Annotated in this window: 12 protein-coding genes; 8 read left to right on the forward strand and 4 right to left on the reverse strand. The window is 40.0% G+C overall.

Features of this window, described 5'->3' with window-relative positions:
* Positions 1 to 258: 258 nt before the first annotated feature.
* The 6 genes from NPUN_RS28515 to NPUN_RS44280 all read left to right on the forward strand — a co-directional run bounded on the left by NPUN_RS28515 (position 259) and on the right by NPUN_RS44280 (position 8,898).
* The gene (locus NPUN_RS28515; protein WP_012411882.1) at positions 259 to 1,326 is read left to right on the forward strand and encodes a response regulator; all 1,068 of its coding nucleotides are present in this window, start codon (positions 259 to 261) and stop codon (positions 1,324 to 1,326) included.
* Between the two features lie 68 nt (positions 1,327 to 1,394).
* Entirely contained in the window at positions 1,395 to 1,772 is a 378-nt protein-coding gene (locus NPUN_RS28520; protein WP_012411883.1) for a response regulator transcription factor, read from the forward strand.
* Between the two features lie 4 nt (positions 1,773 to 1,776).
* Positions 1,777 to 2,274, forward strand: a complete 498-nt coding sequence (locus tag NPUN_RS28525; RefSeq protein WP_012411884.1) for a chemotaxis protein CheW — start codon at positions 1,777 to 1,779, stop codon at positions 2,272 to 2,274.
* A gap of 60 nt (positions 2,275 to 2,334) precedes the next feature.
* On the forward strand, positions 2,335 to 5,157 hold the full coding sequence (locus NPUN_RS28530) for a methyl-accepting chemotaxis protein (protein WP_012411885.1): 2,823 nt from the start codon (positions 2,335 to 2,337) through the stop codon (positions 5,155 to 5,157).
* A 161-nt stretch (positions 5,158 to 5,318) separates the two neighbouring features.
* On the forward strand, positions 5,319 to 8,363 hold the full coding sequence (locus NPUN_RS28535) for a hybrid sensor histidine kinase/response regulator (RefSeq protein WP_012411886.1): 3,045 nt from the start codon (positions 5,319 to 5,321) through the stop codon (positions 8,361 to 8,363).
* Positions 8,364 to 8,766: 403 nt separating this feature from the next.
* Positions 8,767 to 8,898: a hypothetical protein gene (locus NPUN_RS44280; RefSeq protein ID WP_272913939.1), complete on the forward strand. Its 132-nt coding sequence runs from the start codon at positions 8,767 to 8,769 to the stop codon at positions 8,896 to 8,898.
* A 331-nt stretch (positions 8,899 to 9,229) separates the two neighbouring features.
* On the opposite strand, the gene NPUN_RS37930 is transcribed toward NPUN_RS44280, so the two are convergent.
* Both NPUN_RS37930 and NPUN_RS28545 read right to left on the reverse strand, forming a co-directional pair.
* Complete coding sequence (locus tag NPUN_RS37930) at positions 9,230 to 11,182, reverse strand: caspase, EACC1-associated type (protein WP_012411887.1); 1,953 nt, start codon at positions 11,180 to 11,182, stop codon at positions 9,230 to 9,232.
* On the reverse strand, positions 11,175 to 11,573 hold the full coding sequence (locus NPUN_RS28545; RefSeq protein ID WP_234710997.1) for a hypothetical protein: 399 nt from the start codon (positions 11,571 to 11,573) through the stop codon (positions 11,175 to 11,177). Before NPUN_RS28545 ends, NPUN_RS37930 begins: the two co-directional genes overlap by 8 nt.
* A gap of 695 nt (positions 11,574 to 12,268) precedes the next feature.
* Between NPUN_RS28545 and NPUN_RS28550 the strand changes: the two genes are divergently transcribed.
* Positions 12,269 to 13,042 (forward strand): PEP-CTERM sorting domain-containing protein, encoded by a 774-nt coding sequence (locus tag NPUN_RS28550; RefSeq protein ID WP_041565688.1) that lies wholly within the window; start codon positions 12,269 to 12,271, stop codon positions 13,040 to 13,042.
* Positions 13,043 to 13,273: 231 nt separating this feature from the next.
* Here NPUN_RS28550 and NPUN_RS28555 read toward each other — a convergent pair whose 3' ends face one another.
* Positions 13,274 to 13,558 (reverse strand): DUF427 domain-containing protein, encoded by a 285-nt coding sequence (locus NPUN_RS28555; RefSeq protein ID WP_012411890.1) that lies wholly within the window; start codon positions 13,556 to 13,558, stop codon positions 13,274 to 13,276.
* Positions 13,559 to 14,473: 915 nt separating this feature from the next.
* On the opposite strand from NPUN_RS28555, the gene NPUN_RS28565 reads away from it, so the two are divergent.
* The gene (locus NPUN_RS28565) at positions 14,474 to 14,845 is read left to right on the forward strand and encodes a hypothetical protein (RefSeq protein WP_041566469.1); all 372 of its coding nucleotides are present in this window, start codon (positions 14,474 to 14,476) and stop codon (positions 14,843 to 14,845) included.
* Positions 14,846 to 14,990: 145 nt separating this feature from the next.
* Here NPUN_RS28565 and NPUN_RS28570 read toward each other — a convergent pair whose 3' ends face one another.
* Positions 14,991 to 17,186: a lytic transglycosylase domain-containing protein gene (locus tag NPUN_RS28570; RefSeq protein WP_012411892.1), complete on the reverse strand. Its 2,196-nt coding sequence runs from the start codon at positions 17,184 to 17,186 to the stop codon at positions 14,991 to 14,993.
* Positions 17,187 to 17,405: the final 219 nt, after the last annotated feature.

Genomic DNA, 17,405 nt, shown 5'->3' on the forward strand with positions numbered 1-17,405 from the left:
GACATTTTTATGTCTTATTCTCCAAAAATGTCTGTAAATCTCAGTAAGAGGAAGTAAATTAATAATAATTTACGAATTTGCTGAGATTTGATCGTTTGAAAATAACGCTGTTTTCGTTGAGTTTCACCACAAACACTAAATATAAACTTATGTACTTTAAAATACAAAAGTTTGATGCTTTTTACTTGATTTCAATTGTGGAATAACTCTATACGAATTTAGCTTACACGTATCGAATTTAGCTGAAGTAAAAGCAAAATGAGCACAACTCCTATAGGTAGCTACAGGTTGTTCCAGAAACTACATCCGCTATCTCTGTTGGCACAATTAACCAGTCGGCGTGCTACAGGGTGCTTAAGCATATTTACTGGAATAGTTTCTTGGTCAATTTATCTAGAGGACGGTAAACTTACTTATGCCTCCTATTCAGATAAACTGTTTGAGCGGCTTGACAGTCACTTACGACGCTTAAGCCAGCAGATTCCTGCTCTCAACAGCGCCACTCGCGTGCAAATGCGGCTGATGTTTGAGACGAAGGATGAACATCAATCAATACCTAATGCGGATTACCAAGCTATTTGTTGGTTAGTAAATCAGGATTATATTACTTCTGTGCAAGCAGCAAGCCTGATAGACGAATTGGCAAAAGAAGTACTGGAATCATTTCTGTGTTTAAAAGAAGGTAGCTATGAATTCAGCCCGGAAAGCTTTTTGGATGAACTACCAAAGTTCTGTCGCCTGGATTTACGGTTACTTGTTGAACACTGTCAAAAACAGTTAAGAAATCGGCAAAATATCCAGTCATCAATTCCATCTGGTGCTGGTTCCCAAGTTTTATCCAAAATACAACCGTCTCAAATTCAGCCACAGCTACAAATAAAACTTGGGCAAAAATTGCCGATACCAATCAATTTTGATATTCCTGAAAATAATAAAACTAATCAGCTACCTGCTGGCAAAAGACTATATACAATTGCCTGTATTGATGATAGCCAAACAGTTTTGAATTCTATTAAACACTTTTTGGATGAAAACACATTTTCTGTTGTGACGATCAACGATCCAGTGAAGGCTTTAATGCAAATTTTGCGGAGTAAGCCCGATCTGATTTTGCTAGATGTTGAGATGCCAAGTTTAGATGGTTATGAGCTATGTTCCTTATTACGAAAACATTCAGCATTTAAGCATATACCTATCATTATGGTGACTGGTAGAACAGGATTTATCGACAGAGCAAAAGCGAAAATGGTCAGATCGTCAGGATATTTGACTAAGCCTTTTACACAATCAGAATTGCTAAAAATGGTTTTTAAATATCTTGGTTAATTTTAGTAGCAACCAATAACTATAACCAAATTTAATCGCCTTAAGTTATTTTTTAGGAGATTTATATAGTGAGTCTGACTTTACTTGGCACAATTCTGATTGTAGAAGATTCTCCCAGTGAATTGGAACTAATGAGTCATTATCTCAAAGAGAGTGGTTACAACGTAATTAAAGCAAGTGGTGCAAAAGAAGGTTTAGAAAAAGCTGTGTTAGAAAAACCAGATGCGATCGTTACTGATGTAGTAATGCCAGAAATGAGCGGATTTGAATTGTGTCGTTCTCTGAGGAGAAATCCGATTACTGCAAAAGTGCCGATTGTGATTTGTAGTTCCAAAAATCAAGAGATTGACCGTTTATGGGCGATGAGACAAGGTGCAGATGCCTACATAACTAAACCTTACACCCGCGAACATCTCCTACGTACTATTAAATCAGTGGTAATTTGAATCAATGACCAGTACAAACATTACACTTCCTTTAAAACCAAATCAAAATAATTTAGCAGACAGTTATCTAAAGTTTCAGCTCAATCAACAGACTGCTGCTGTTTTATCAATGAAGCATACGCAAGAAGCAATTCTTGTGCCTATTGAATCTGTAACCTCAATGCCTAATATGCCCACCTGCATATTAGGATTAATGAATTGGCGGAGTCGGATCATTTGGGTAGTTGATTTGCCAAGAATGCTCAATTTAGAATCTCTCGATTATCGACTGCGGCAATACAGTACAATCGTTATCCAAGTTGAATCATTAGTGCTAGGTTTAGTTGTGCAAGAAATAAAAGGTACAACTAAGTTCATTGCTGATGAGATTCATTCTCCTATAGGACAGGTGGCATCCAGTCTAGTTCCTTATTTATGTGGCTGCGTTGTCCAACAAGAAGAAATCTTGCTGGTATTAGATGCACAGGCAATTGGGCAGTCTTCTATTCTCCGCAGTGATTAAAATGTACTACTAAAAAGGATTTTTAGTGTTCTTATTCACATAGTTAGGAGAACTATTTTTATGTTTAATAAAACCAACACAAATCAAGGTAGCAGCGCTCAAAATAGAGCATCGCTGATTTCATCCCAAAAAATAGCTGGTGGTGTCATAAAACTACCAACTAAGAATACTAGCGGAACGGCTAATAATTCTTCGTTAAACCAGGCTTTTGCCTTTTTTACAAAACTTGGATTGGCTAAGAAAGCGACTATTTTAGCGATCGCAATCGGTACAATACCAGTATTGGGCATTGGTGCGATCGCTTTTACTTTTGCCAACAAGTCCATTACTAAGCAAATTACCCAGTCTCAACAAGCTGAAGCAACTGGTTTAAGTGATAAAATTAACCGCTTCATGTTGGGACGCTACGGAGATATTCAGGTAATATCAAGTTTGCCTTTTTTGACAAGTTCCCAAGGTAGTACCAGCAATTCACAAAAACAAGCAATCCTAGATCGAATTGTCGAAGCCTACAAAGCTTATGACAGCGTTGCTGTTTTTGATCGTCAAGGTAACTTGATTGTCCAATCTACAGGCGAACCCCTGGACAATCAAAAAGACCTTGCCTACTTTCAAGACGCTTTACAAAAAGATACTCCTATCATCAGTAAACCGGAAGCAGTAAAGAATACTGGTGTAGTGAGTATTTATATAGCTGCACCTGTGAAAGAGAAAAGGACGGACAAAACCATTGGCGTGGTAAGAGCGCGGCTACCTGTAACATCCTTAGAAGAAGTCATCAAAAACTACGTAACCAATGGACAACAATACCAGTTGCTTGATGCTTCAGGAACAGTTTTCTTGAGTCCCCAAAAGAGATTATTTGGGAAAGAGGCAAAGGGAGAGTATGCTAATTTACCTAAACTGCTGACAGCAAACAAGGTAGATAGTTTTATAGATGTTCCTAAAACTGACAAAAAACAAAAATTAGTCAGCTACGTACCAGCCACCAAGCTAGATGGCTTACCTGATTTAAACTGGCAAGTACTTTTGTCCACAGACACTGCAACTGTATTTGAGCCGCAAAGACAATTGTTGTGGACTATAGCCGTCGGTACAGCACTGACAGCATTGATTGTGGGTGCGATCGCATCTTGGTTAGCTAAACTTACTACACTGCCAATTCTCAATGCAACTGCGGCATTAACAAAGCTTGGTCAAGGTAAATTCAATACCCGTGTGGAAATCGAAAGAGAAGACGAATTAGGGGTATTGAGTGCAAATATCAACCTGATGGCCGAACAATTGCAGGTCTTAGTTAAAGAACAGGAAGTAGACGTTGAAGGGGCAAAATTACTAGCAGATATTACCCTACGAATTCGGAGAAGTCTGAAAACTGAAGATATTTATCACGCAGCAGTGAAAGAAGTTCAGCAAGTTCTAAAAACAGACCGAGTAATAATTTATAGCCTGAATCCAGATAATCGGGATGGCGTTGTTGTTGCGGAATCGGTAACTGGTAATTGGCCGGAAATGCTCGGAGTGAAAATCGACGATCCTTATTTTCGGGAAAGTTATATAGAAACCGAGCGCGATGGACAGGTGCAAGCAGTTGCAAATATTCATCAAGACCAAAGCCTGAAAAATGCCAGCAGTTACATTCAACTATTAGAAAAATTTGCCGTCAAAGGTAATTTGGTTGTACCAATTCTTGCTCAGGAAAAACTTTTAGGCTTATTAATTGCTCATCATTGCGAAACTGTGCGTGTTTGGCAACAGCCGGAAATTGACTTATTTCAACAGATAGCAACTCAAGTCGGCTATGCCTTAGAACAAGCCAAGTTATTAGAGGAGATTGAACAAGTTAGGAATGTTGGAATCACCGATTCTGACGATGAACGGCATCAAAAAGAAACGCTGCAACAACAACTTTTAGAACTACTCAACGATGTAGAAGGTGCAGCCAGAGGCGACTTGACAGTACGTGCAGACGTGACGGCTGGAGAAATCGGCACTGTTGCCGACTTTTTCAACTCAATTGTCGAAAGTCTCCGCGATATTGTTACCCAAGTTCAAAAAGCTGCCACCCACGTTAATACTGCCATTGGCTCTAACGAAGGAGCAATGCGCCATTTAGCAGAAGAAGCACTTACGCAAGCTGCCGAAATCAACCGCACCCTAGATGCTGTTGACCAAATGACCCAATCCATGAAAGCGGTAGCCGAAAGCGCCGAAAAAGCTGCTTTCGTTGCCAATCATGCGGCTAACACTGCTACCAAGAGTGGACACGCGATGGATTTAACAGTACAAAATATCCTGTCTTTACGGGAAACTGTGGGTGAAACTGCTAAGAAAGTGAAACGTTTGGGAGAATCTTCGCAACAAATTTCCCGCGTGGTTTCCTTGATTAATCAAATAGCTATTCAAACTAACTTACTAGCGATTAACGCCGGCATTGAAGCAGCGCGTGCGGGTGAAGAAGGTCAAGGTTTTGCCGTAGTTGCTGAAGAAGTTGGCGAATTAGCAGTCAGGAGTGCCGCAGCAACCCAAGAAATTGAACAAATTGTTGAAAATATCCAACGAGAAACCAGTGAAGTGGTGCAGGCGATGGAAATAGGCACTACCCAAGTGGTAGAAGGGACTCTAATTGTGGAGGAGGCTAAACAAAGCCTGAGTGAAATTTTGGATGTATCGCGTCAAATTGACTCCTTAGTACAGTCGATTTCCACTGCAACTGCATCTCAAGTTGAAACATCACAAAGTGTTAGCCAATTGATGAAAGATATTGCTGCTATATCACAACGCACCAGCGATTCTTCTCATCAAGTTTCCGAATCTCTGCAACAAACTGTAGAGATTTCTCAACAGTTACAAGAGACTGTTGAGGCTTTCAAAGTTAGTTAAGTTTGTCATTTGTCCGTTGTCCGTTGTCATTTGTCCATTGTCCGTTGTCATTTGTTTGTTGTCATTTTACTAATGACCAATGACCAATGACCAATGACCAATGACCAATGACCAATGACTAATGACCAATGACTAATGACCAATAACTAAGGACAAAAACCATGTTACAAGACAAAGAATTAGAAATCCAGATGCAGTTTCTGGAAGAAGCAACTGATTACTTAAATACCTTAGAAGGGGTATTGCTAGAAATTGATACTACTAACCGCATTGATTTAGAGAAAATCAATGCTGCACTCCGAGCCGCTCATTCTATTAAAGGTGGCGCGGGGATGATGGGATTTAAATCACTAAGTCATTTATCCCATCGTTTGGAAGATTCCTTTAAAGTTTTAAAAACGAAAAAAAATTCTCTAGAAATTGACACCCAGTTGCAAAGTTTATTGCTATCTGGAGTTGATTGGCTGCGTCAGATTGTCGAATTGCTTGCAGAAGGAAATGTTGTTGAAGATGCGTGGTTAGCAACCTTTTGTTACCCAGTTTTTGATGAGTTGCACGATCGTTTGGGCGACCCCACCCCAGAGGATGCCTCATCTATGCTATCGCCAGAGGATGGACAAGATGTTATCCCCTTGCTATTTGCCACAGAAGTAGAAGAGTGTTTGCAGCGTTTAGAATCTATATTGGCAGATAGCGAACAGCCCGGTTTGCATGAAGAAGTTGTCATCATGGCAGCGGAATTGGGCGGTTTGGGTGAAATGCTCCAGTTGGCAGCTTTTACCAAGCTTTGTGAGTCAGTAACGCAGCAATTGGAAACGGTTAGCAGCTCGCGCATTCCCGAAATTGCCCAATTAGCATTGCAAGCATGGCGGCGATCGCAAGCTTTGGTGCTGACAAATCAACTAGATAACTTACCTACAGAACTTGATTTTGCTAGTTATACGCAATCACCGCTACTATTACCAGCAGCAGAAGTAATACCACAGCTTCCCATCGCACACATAGATATTGTCGAGCCAGAAGCAGTGCCAACACCTGTTTGGCAGCCAGAAAATACTAGAGAAAATTGGACTAATGATGAAGCGTTGACGCAGCCTAGCGCAGGTATCGCTGCTAATTTTACATTTGTAGATGCAGAATTTGCAGATGATGTTAATTCTATCAATGTTACAGAACAAAATCCCATATTTGCTAGAGAAAATAATCCTGCCGATGCTAAATCTAGCGAAGGGAAAGGAGAGTCAAATGGCGTTGTTAAAGATCGGGAAATTCATGAAAATAGCGTTCGAGTTCCCAGTAAACAACTAGAGCAAATTAATGATTTATTTGGCGAACTGATTGTTCAGCGAAATGGCTTAAACTCGCAACTAGAAAGATTACGCAAACTTGTTCGGAACCTGAACCAGCGAGTACAAGTTCTCGACCGAGAAAATCAGGATTTGCGTATAGCTTATGACAAAATTTCTACCCAAGCTGCTGGACTACGGATACAAGCTGAAAATGGCCACCAAACACAAGGCATAGACAGAGAATTTGATGCCTTAGAAATGGATCGCTATAACGATTTAAACCTGCGATCGCAGGAAGTTATGGAAACCATTGTTCAGGTACAGGAAGTTACAACTGATGTGCAACTCAGTGTAGATGATACAGACCAAATTGCTCGTAAAATCAACAAAACATCCAAACAGTTACAGACAAAGTTAAATCATATCCGAATGCGACCACTGTCCGATTTGACCGAACGTTTTCCTAGAGCCTTGCGCGATTTAAATGTAGAGTATGGGAAAAATGTTCAGTTAAAAATTGAAGGCGGCAATACTTTAATTGAACGCAGCATTTTAGAAACATTAAATGAACCTTTAATGCATCTCTTAAGGAATGCTTTCGATCATGGTATCGAAGACTCTGGCACTCGTCGTCTTCTGGGTAAACCAGAACAAGGATTGATTGAAATTACAGCTAGTCACCGCAGTAATCGCACCCTGATTACTATCCGAGATGATGGTTGGGGCATTTCTTTGGAGAAAATTCGCACCCGCGCTTTAGCGATGGGATTGGATGCTTCTCTACTCGCTAATGCTAGTGATGAAGAACTATTATCACTAATTTTTGAACCAGGTTTTACCACCTCTGAGCAAGTTACAGCATTATCTGGTCGAGGTGTCGGCATGGATGTAGTTCGTAACAATCTCAAACTAATTCGAGGAGATGTGAAAGTTGATACGGAACCAGGAGTTGGTACTACTTTCACTCTATCAGTACCATTTACACTTTCCGTTGCGCGAGTTCTGCTGGTAGAAATCAACAAAATGCTGTTAGCATTTCCTACAGATGTCATTTCAGAAATATTCTTACTCCAACACGAGAGAGTTTTCCAAATGGCAGGTAGCGAAGTTCTAAATTGGCAAGGAACCATGCTGCCACTGATTCGCCTAACTCCTTATTTAGAGTTTAATTGTCTGCGCTACGATACCTCAGAATTAGAGACTCCGGCAGCAATTAATGCTAACAGTGTATTAGTAGTCAAAGGGAATAATCAGCCAGTAGCAATCCAAATAGACCGTTGCTGGGGTGAACAAGAAGTTGCTATTCGCCAAGTTGAGGGAAATATACCTTTACCGGAAGGCTTCAGCAACTGCACAATTCTCGGTGATGGTCGAGTAGTGCCACTTGTTAATGTTAATGAATTGCTCTATTGGATTGCTACAAATCGCCGGACTCCTAAAGGTATTCAATTACCATCAGCAAGGTTAAAAACACCGTTCCTAATATTTGATGAAAACAAAATATCAGCAGCATCTGTTAAGCAGAAAGGTACAATATTAATCGTAGATGACTCAATTAATGTTCGCCGCTTTTTAGCTCTGACCCTTGAAAAGGGAGGTTATCAAGTAGAGCAAGCTAAAGATGGTCAAGATGCTTTAGAAAAACTCCATAGTGGATTGAGAGTTGAGGCAGTAATTTGTGATATTGAAATGCCTCGCCTTGATGGTTATGGTTTTTTGGGTAAGGTAAATTCAGATGTTGATACAAAAAATATTCCAGTTGCAATGCTGACTTCTCGTAGCAGCAATAAACATCGGCAACTAGCTATGCAATTGGGGGCGCGGGCTTACTTTTCTAAACCTTATAATGAGCAAGAATTATTGCAAACGTTGGAGGAAATAATTCGGAATGTGGCAGAAAAGGCAGCTTCTAATTGATAATTCATAATTTGAAACAAGAATGCGACAAGAAGACCATTTTTAGAGACGCGATTCATCGCGTCTTTACCCAAGGGGATATTGCAATTATTAATTGAATTGATATTAGTATCCTGGCGGCTAGAAGTCTCGGCTACACAGACAAAACCCGCACTTCTCTACGAGACGCTGCGCGTAGCTTGCTTCCACGAAGTGGTACGACAAGCTCAGTGACCGCCTGTGCGGGTTAAAAGCTACTGGCAAAAATTTGGTTTTTGAGACGCGATAAATCGCCGTCTCTACAATTATTTTGGTATTATCTGAACTGTATTGATTGATATCACTAATAATCGTCTAGCTTTTTCGTGATACTATTTGTGTCAATTGAAATAATCTCTACATCAACTCAGTTTGTAGTGAATTTATGGTAACTGTAACACTGACGGCTGTAGCAACTACACTTTGGACTAAGCCTCTGGAGAAAATTGGCGAAAACATTGGTGATGCTGCATGGATGCAAAGTGGCAAGTTAATAGAAAAGCTCCAACACAAATAGGTCATTAGAGCATGATGCTTTTCTAGAAAATGCAAGAGGAAGAAATCTTCTTCAAGACAAATAAAACTATTTTGGGATAAGTGGAAAGTGACTAACGAAGAAATGGAAAAAATGGCACTTAATATTTGCTAATTGTTATAACCTGCAAGTTGCTAACAGCGTACTACAAGTAAAAAAATATGAGTCTCTTTTTTTGGAAAAGCCACAGTGCCAGGTAACGGAAACGTAGACACCGCAATACTTCGTGGAAAATGGCTTGTTTGTGAATCTTCACAATTTTCTGTAAGCTTTATATGTTAGACTTTACAAGTCTGGACGCGGGAGAAGATATCTAAAGTCTATTGGTGTTGGTTGGTGGGCAGAACGAACAAGTCTGGACGCGAGAGAAGAGATTTGTATTTAGAATTGTGGAATTAGGCAGCCAAGGCAGGTGTCCGTAGGAGGTACTTGTAGTATACGTAATCTCGTGACGGTCGAGCCATCGCTTCTCCATCGTTTCTTCTTGTTTAAATCCAAACCATAAATCTTTTACAACTTTCTCATCCTTGCGCCAGCTAATGCGATCGCCAAACTTGTCGTAGTCTCTTCCGACGCTTTCCCAAATGCGCTTTTGCACGCTAAATCCAAAACGCCCATTGCTATATTTTACCCACAGTTGGTCAATAGTGCGTAAGTCAGTACAAGGAAAGTTTTCAATAGATTCACTACTTAACCAGCCATCTTTTTCTCTGCCAGTAGCTTTGAGCATAACTGCTAAAGTTTCTTGATCTGCTTCTTTCCACTTTCCAGCTTTGAGTAAATCGTGTAACCGCGTATAGTCTACACCATTCTCAGAAATCAGGTCATCATTTTTTTGTTGTCGTGGGCGTTGCAGTGTTTCTGCTTCTTGTTGTCGTACCTGCTCGGCTTTTTGTTGTTCTCGTTGTAGCCGCAACCTTTTTGCTTCTTCTCGTTGGCGTTTTAGTCTTTCTCCTTCTTGTTGTTGTCGTATTCTCTCGGCTTCTTCTATTGGAGCTAAAATTATTTCTTCAATTCTCTTTACATGCTCATTCTTAAGTCCTAACAACTGCTGGAACTGTTTTAATCCATTGTGTACATATTCATCTAGAGGATATTGTGCTTGAACTGCTTTTTTAAATTTCTGCTCATAACGCCGCAGGTTATTTCCGTACTCTTCTTTTTCTTGTTGTTTCTGTATCTGAAGCTGTTTTTGATATTCCGCTTCTTTAATAGATGTAATCTCTAACTCAATCTGTGCTACATCCTCATCTCTTAAACCTAAAATATCCTGCTGATAATCCTTCAGTTTATTCAGAGTAAATTCATATAGTGGATATTTTTGTTCAACAGCCTTGGCAAAAGCTTGTTTATAACTTTTTAAATTTGCAACTCGTCTACGTAAAGGTTCTAAGACATCAGTTTCTATTTTCTCGGCTTTTTCATCTGTAAGTTCAAATGTTTTCCGTTTTGGCTTTAAAATTAAGAAAGCAAATTCATCAAGTTCACCATCTTCTTTGACATATTTTTCAACAAGCTTGCGATACTCTGCTTCTGGATTCTTTGGAGCATGAGCTAGAAAAATATTGTATCCTTCTTTATCCAGAATGATATCTGGTGTCATATTAGACTTCACTATTTTGACTTTTGCCTTGGCGTAAGCATGCAATTCATGTACATAAATATTGCCATCGTTATCTTTGTCTGCTGCGCCTGTTTCAATTCCCTCAACTAAATACTGAGTGTAGAGCGAAAGTGTTGAACCTTCTTGTTCAAAAGAAGTTTGAGTTGCACTTGAAGATGTGAGAACAACTCGTCCCTCCGCGCCTAACTGCTTCTTGATATCAACACCGACACTTTTTGTTCGCCAACCTTGAGCGATCGCACCACTGTAGCAAGCATCTAAAATCAAAACTTGCCGTTTAGCATAGCAATTATTTGATTGTCCTCGGATGAAATTTGCGTCTACAGCAGTAGCTTCAAAATCTTCTTTAGCTGTATTTCGAGTCGCTAAATAGAGATGATCTTCATCATTAGTAATACCATGACCAGAAAAAAAGAATAATACTAAGTCATCTTTTCCAGCTTCTCTAAACAGCTTTTGAATTGCCTTTCGCATGGCGATCGCATCGGGATTCAGCAGCCGTTCAATCTGCTCAAAACCTCCCAGGTTTGGGTTTTGCAAAACTCGCTGCATAGCTTCCACATCATTGAGAGCAGATGACAGGGGCGGGATACCTTCACCATACTCACTGACTCCAATCAGCAGCGCTATCTTCTTAGACATTCCCGCCACCCATTGCTGCTAATAAGTCTTTTGCCACTCTCTCACTTTCTAGTAGCTCTTTTCGGCTTTTAGCTTCAATATTGACTTCTTTATCGCCAACTTTGACAGTAATTTTTATCGGTTTGTCACCCAGGCGATCGCCCAAGAAGCTTAAAAACCCTTTGACATTCTTTATACTCACCTCAGCCGTCAGCACTCCGATCAAAGTGGCAAATCCTGGCTTGCTTCCCACTTCTGGGTTCAAATCTTCGGCGCGATCGGCCTTCTCCACCTCATCCAGATCCCTAATTTCCCGCAGCAGCTTGCTAGCTATTTTTTGCCGTCTCTCATCATCTAACTCTGGGTCATCAACGGCAAAGGTGAACTGAATCGTGGGTTTGCCTGTCATCATAACCTCCAAATTCCCCTTAGATACACGGCATTTTAGACTACACCGTAAAATTCTACGATTTCGGATAAAAAAAAGATAGTCTACAAAAAATATTAGGTAAAAAAATTGTTGTTTCCTTACGAACGCTTATCCGTTGGTAACAAAAACTTATGCGTTCGTTACCAACACAATTTGTTTCGTTCAGAACGCTTATGCAATTGTTAACAACACAAGTTGTTTCGTTCAGAACACTTATGCGCTCGTTGACAACACAACTTGTTTTGTTCAGAACGCTTATGCAATTGTTAACAACACAACTTGTTTTGTTCAGAACGCTTATGCAATTGTTACCACAACTTAAGTAAAGCTTATCAATGAAGTTGTTTCGTTACCAGAGTTTATCTATTTGTGACAAACACTTATGCGATCGTTAACAACACTTAAATAAAACTTATCAATAAAGCTAGTATGAATTGATACTTTACAAGTAGTCTTTAAAACTATAGCAAATAGCGATCGCAAAATTTGACTGCATACTAAAGCGTTTCTAGCGATACAGGCAAGATTTCACAGCCTTCTGAAAATTATTCAATTAGATTTTGAATCTCTGCGTTATCAAAATCCGCTTGGCAAATTAATTTTAAACATTATGATGTATCTATGTAATTGTACAAGTATTTTTTTATTCCTTTAGAAATTAATACCAGGAGTTTTAAGTGACAAAAAACAATAAAAAAAAGGCTATCGTTCAAGCTATTTTCACAGCCGTTGCCTTGGGTTTGGTGATAATGCAAGTGGAATCAGCCCAAGCTGCGACTTTGACGGTTAACAATCTTGATGACAGTGGTGTTGGCTCGTTGCGAGACACTATCAACATTGCAAGTAGCAATGACGTGGTAGAGTTCTTATTGGGTAGTAATCCCAGTACAATTACACTGACGAGTGGGGCACTTGCGATGCCTGCGGCGGGCTATGCCTACGTAAATAACCTAACTATCAATGGCCCAGGTAGTAATTTACTTACCATTAGTGGCAATAATCAATTCCCCGTGTTTAACATTAACGCCGCAGATGTTACACTTTCCGGGCTAGCGATCGCTGGTGATATCAATGGTTACAATTCTAGTAACGTAACGTTTTTCAATAGTACTGTTAACGACAACGTGAAAATAGATAACAGTACTGGTAACGTAACGTTTATTAATAGCACTATCAACGGCAATAGTGTGCAGATTAATGCTAATACATTGACGCTGATTAATGATAGTAATGTAACAGTTCCAAGTAACCCGATCGGCGGCGGCAATTCTGGGCAAAGCAGTAGGGGTGGCAATATTTCAATTGGAGCAGGCACCATCACTATTACAAGCCCTAACGTTACTCTGAGACAAGTACCCGAACCAAGTGCGATCGCTGGTGTTATACTTGCTGGTGGTCTGGCTTGGTTAGCGAAGAGAAAGCAAACCCCACTTTGTAAAGCAAAAGTATAATTACATATTTAAAGTAGTGATTAGCAAAGATTCTGAATGAGACTTTTCATACATAGCTATCAGGGTATACTTCTGAATCTAGAATTGAAAAACGCAGCAGTTAATAATAAATCAGCAAATAGTTTAAAAATGTGGAGGTTGACTTGTGTCAACCTCCACAAAATTTTGTTTGATGATTGCTGTAAATACTAAATCAATTTTCTGAAACTAAAATACTCCCAGCAATCTTTATTAAGCCTCTACTTTTACACCCTTCCAGAATGCCACATAACCCTCAATATTCTTAGCCTTCTCCTTGGTGCTGGGATAGTACCAAGCAGCATCTTTGTTGATTTGTCCATCAACCTCAATACTGTAGTAGCTAGCGACACCCTTCCAAGGACAAGTAGTGTGGGTATTACTGTCTGTGAAGTACTCCTTGTTAATGGTGTCAGCAGGGAAATAATGGTTGTTTTCCACAACTACGGTGCGATCGCTTTCGGCTAAAACTGCGCCATTCCAAATTGCTTTCGGCATAAGTGAGTTTGCAAATAAACTATACACTTAACATTTTGACACGATCGGCTTATTTTATCCTCCCGAACGCCTAACTTACACCAGAGTCCATCTAATCTCAAATCAATAATCAATAAGGTTTATAGAAAATTTTGCAATGCCAGTATTAATTAGCATCACTTTTGCTTATCAAATTAAAAATTAAAAGTATTTGCTTCTATCGGAAAGATTTCCTAGCATATTGGTATGGAAACTTTAAGTAGCTAAAAAAAGTTGGATTTCAGTTTATAGCCAAAAGTAAAAAATCTCTAGAAGGGAAAATCGTTATTACATATATATGAGCGATCGCACCTTTGAGAGCGGCTAGTAAACAAGATATTTAATTTAGCGCACTTTTGCATTTTCTAAGTTTTTACTTACTAAATCTTTTACAAATTTTCAACTCCTGAGAGTGGGGTTAATTTGACTTAGCTATTTGGTGTAATTAATAAATCAAGCTATCAAATAAACTGAGTGAAAAATGTTGAGATTTATAAAAACCAGACTCTGCAACTAAATAATACTGACTGGTGTACTTCGGTTTAATTAAGGATAACTGTATGAAAATTCCAAACTTGATAAATTCTGCACATCTTGTTGCTTGGATTAATTCTATGCCTAAAATCACTAGTGCTCATACAGCCAATAATCAAAAATCTGACGCATCAGTGAACACATTCGTCAACTCTGACGTTTTATCTAGCTATTCCAAGAATGTAAATTCTCTCAAATCATTTGATACTGCTTCTCTTGCATATCAAATGATGGGCCTGAGTAATTTTGATTAAAGAATATTTCGGAAGATATGAACTGAATGCCAATAGCCTAAGATTACTAAAAAAAAGAATTTTGTTACTAGATGAAACTAATGAATCTAGCTTAATTGAGGAAAAAATTATGAAACTGACAAATTTTATAAATTCTGCACTTATCGTTGCCTGTATTGCTTTTGTGCCTGGAATTGTTGACGCTCAAACAGTTAATAATAATGGCAGACAAACCAACACAGATTTGCAAAATGCCAGCTATCTTCAACCTTTCAATATTGCCTTTTTAGCTTATCAAGGTGCTTTCCGAGAACAGGGTATTCCCAGTGCGGGTACTTTGTTATCTGAATTCCAAATAGGAAACCTAACAGCGAAAGATATAGTGCAGGCTGCTATCAAGGCTAATAAGTTACCAACGCAAGTTTTGAGCGATCGAGGTTATGTTAATGCGGTCGAGTCGCAGGTGACATCAATGATCAATGGTAATGACATCGGTAGCTAAAGATGAGTAAAAAAACAGGGAGCAGGGAGCAGGGGGACAAGGGGGAATTATTGAACAAGCTCTCTCTCCCTTGTCTCTTCTTCATGCCCCCTGTCTCTTAAATCAAACTCACCTATCCCTAGTTACTCATCGGATTGGGCATGAATCACTGCGCTGGCAATTTTGGATGTGTAGTTGAGTACTTTCCTACGATTCCAGAAATCTCAGGGTTGTAAAGTCTCAAATAATTCCAGTAGTTGCCAAATACTTGACGTACATAATTTTTGGTTTCATCAAAGGGAATTTGTTCAACAAACTCATCTGGGTCTTGTGTAGTTAAAGTTTGTAGCCATTTGGAGACATTGCCAGGCCCGGCATTGTAACTAGCGATCGCTAACAACGAGTTATTGTTATATTGCTGATGGGTATGATCCAAATACCATGTACCCAGCATAATATTATCGTTGGGATTTTCGAGGTTTATTGTTTTGATATCCACCTTAATTTGTGGGGCGATCCATTTAGCTGTACTCGGCAACAGCTGCATTAAGCCAGTAGCATCAGCGACGGATTTGATTTTTGGCTCAAACCTTGACTCTTGACGCATCAAAGCAGTTACTAGCAGGGGATTGAGTTTACGCTCAAGAGACCATTTTTCCGTCTCTCGGAGATAGGGAAATGGATAACGCGCTTGCCAGTAGGCGATCTGTTTGCTCAGAGTTTGATATTGGGCAAGTTCTGCTGGTGTTTCCCGGTCTTCCAACTTAGAGATTTTATCAATTCCAATGAGATTTTCTCCCCTTGCCTGCCGCATCAACCCTTCAGTAAATTGTTCTGCTACTGTTGGCTGAATTTTATTCTGAAATTCCGTTTCCCATTGCAACCAGGCATCGCGGTCTTGACCCAGCAGATACAATTCTTTGAAAGTCTCAGAACCAGCCGGTGGTAATGAACGCTGGGGTGCGATTACTTCAGGGTTCATGACGCGCACGTTGTCGAAGTTGCCGACATTAAGCCCCCGCATATTCGCTGCTCGCCAAGCATAGTAAGAGTAGGGAAACTGACTAATTACATAGTCATAAGCAGTTTGAGATTCCTGCTGTTTTCCTAGCGAAGCTGCCCATTTCCCGACCCAAAAGCCTGCTCTTGGAGCCAAAATACTGTTGGGATTGTTAGTAACAATTGGTTCTGCCCATTGCCAAGCACCGACGTAATCTTTGGCTTTGGCTTTATCTTGGGCGATTTTCCAGCGATACTCTGCGGCTTCATCAGAATTGCCATATTTGGCTATGAGTAATTGCCACGCCGCGCTAGCTGACTTTTGATCCTTGAGGGTTTCGAGAGTTTTGGCTTTTTGTACTAGTGCAGTAGCAGCTTGTTTAGGAAATTTACTAATTACCTGCTCAAGATAGGGTAAGCCGTCTTTACCTGTTTTTGCTGTTTCTGCTAACCGTAGTAGTGCAGTCCCAGCTTCCTCGGTAGTGGGAAATTGCTGTACCAATTGTTTATAAGTGGCGATTGCTATTTCTTTGTCTTTGCCTCCCACCTGTAACCCTCGTGCAGTCCGGTAGAGATTGCGCGATGTTTTGGGTGCTTTGGCATAAGCATTCGCCGCTTTCAAAAATTGACTATTTTCCCAGTAGCTTGTACCAATGAGTTCCCAATCTTCGGGTTTGAGGGTAGTCTGTTTGACTAACTGATCTAAAACGCCCACTATGCCTGGTTGATCGTAGGCATAATTAGCCAAAATCAATTGTAATTTTGGCTGATTGGGGTTTTCTTGCAAGCGTTTACGAATAATTTCCCAAGTTAGAGGATTGGAAGGAAATTGAGCGATCGCAATTTCTTGTTGCTTCGGTTGGGCAATCAGATATATTGCTTTCACCGAAGCCGCTTCTTTGGGATACCGTTTCAGCACACTTTGCCTGAGATCCGAAGCTTTGCCATCTTCGCCCAGCATATCCTCTGCCTGAGCCTGTTTCAGCAAAATGTAGGGTGCAAGGATGGGATAGTCTTTATCTAATCCTTGGAGTAAAGCCAGGGCTTTTTGGGCTTGGGTTCTTTCAATGTAATCACTCGCCAAAAGATAACGAGCGCGATTTCGGTCTGGCGATCGCGACTGCCCTGCGATCGTTGCTAGTTTTGCCGCCCGTTCTGGCAGAGATTGTGATATCAGCGGAAAAACGGCTGATTGGGCAATGCTCGCATCAGATGTTTGCTCTGCCTGATTTTTACCCAGTTTGAGCCATTGCCCAACGGTTTTACCAATCTCAGGTGCTGATACCATTGCCCCAGCTAAAAAGGCAAACAGTGCCGCACCCGCGATTATAGAAATTTGCTTTTTCTGTAGTTTCTTCAGCATGAATACCCGCTGAAAAGTTCCGATGAATTTCCTGAAACTTTAACACTCCTAACCATCAGTATTACCAATTTTTAATTTTAGATTTTTAATTTTATGTACAAAAATACTAATTTTCAATCCTATAGTCGAGGGTAATGGGCAAAAATCACAGGTTAATTAATATTACATCTATCTTTAGTATGAGAAATTTAGTTACAGAATTTCATCACATGACAAGTC

This window comes from Nostoc punctiforme PCC 73102 (assembly GCF_000020025.1).
Classification (GTDB): domain Bacteria; phylum Cyanobacteriota; class Cyanobacteriia; order Cyanobacteriales; family Nostocaceae; genus Nostoc; species Nostoc punctiforme.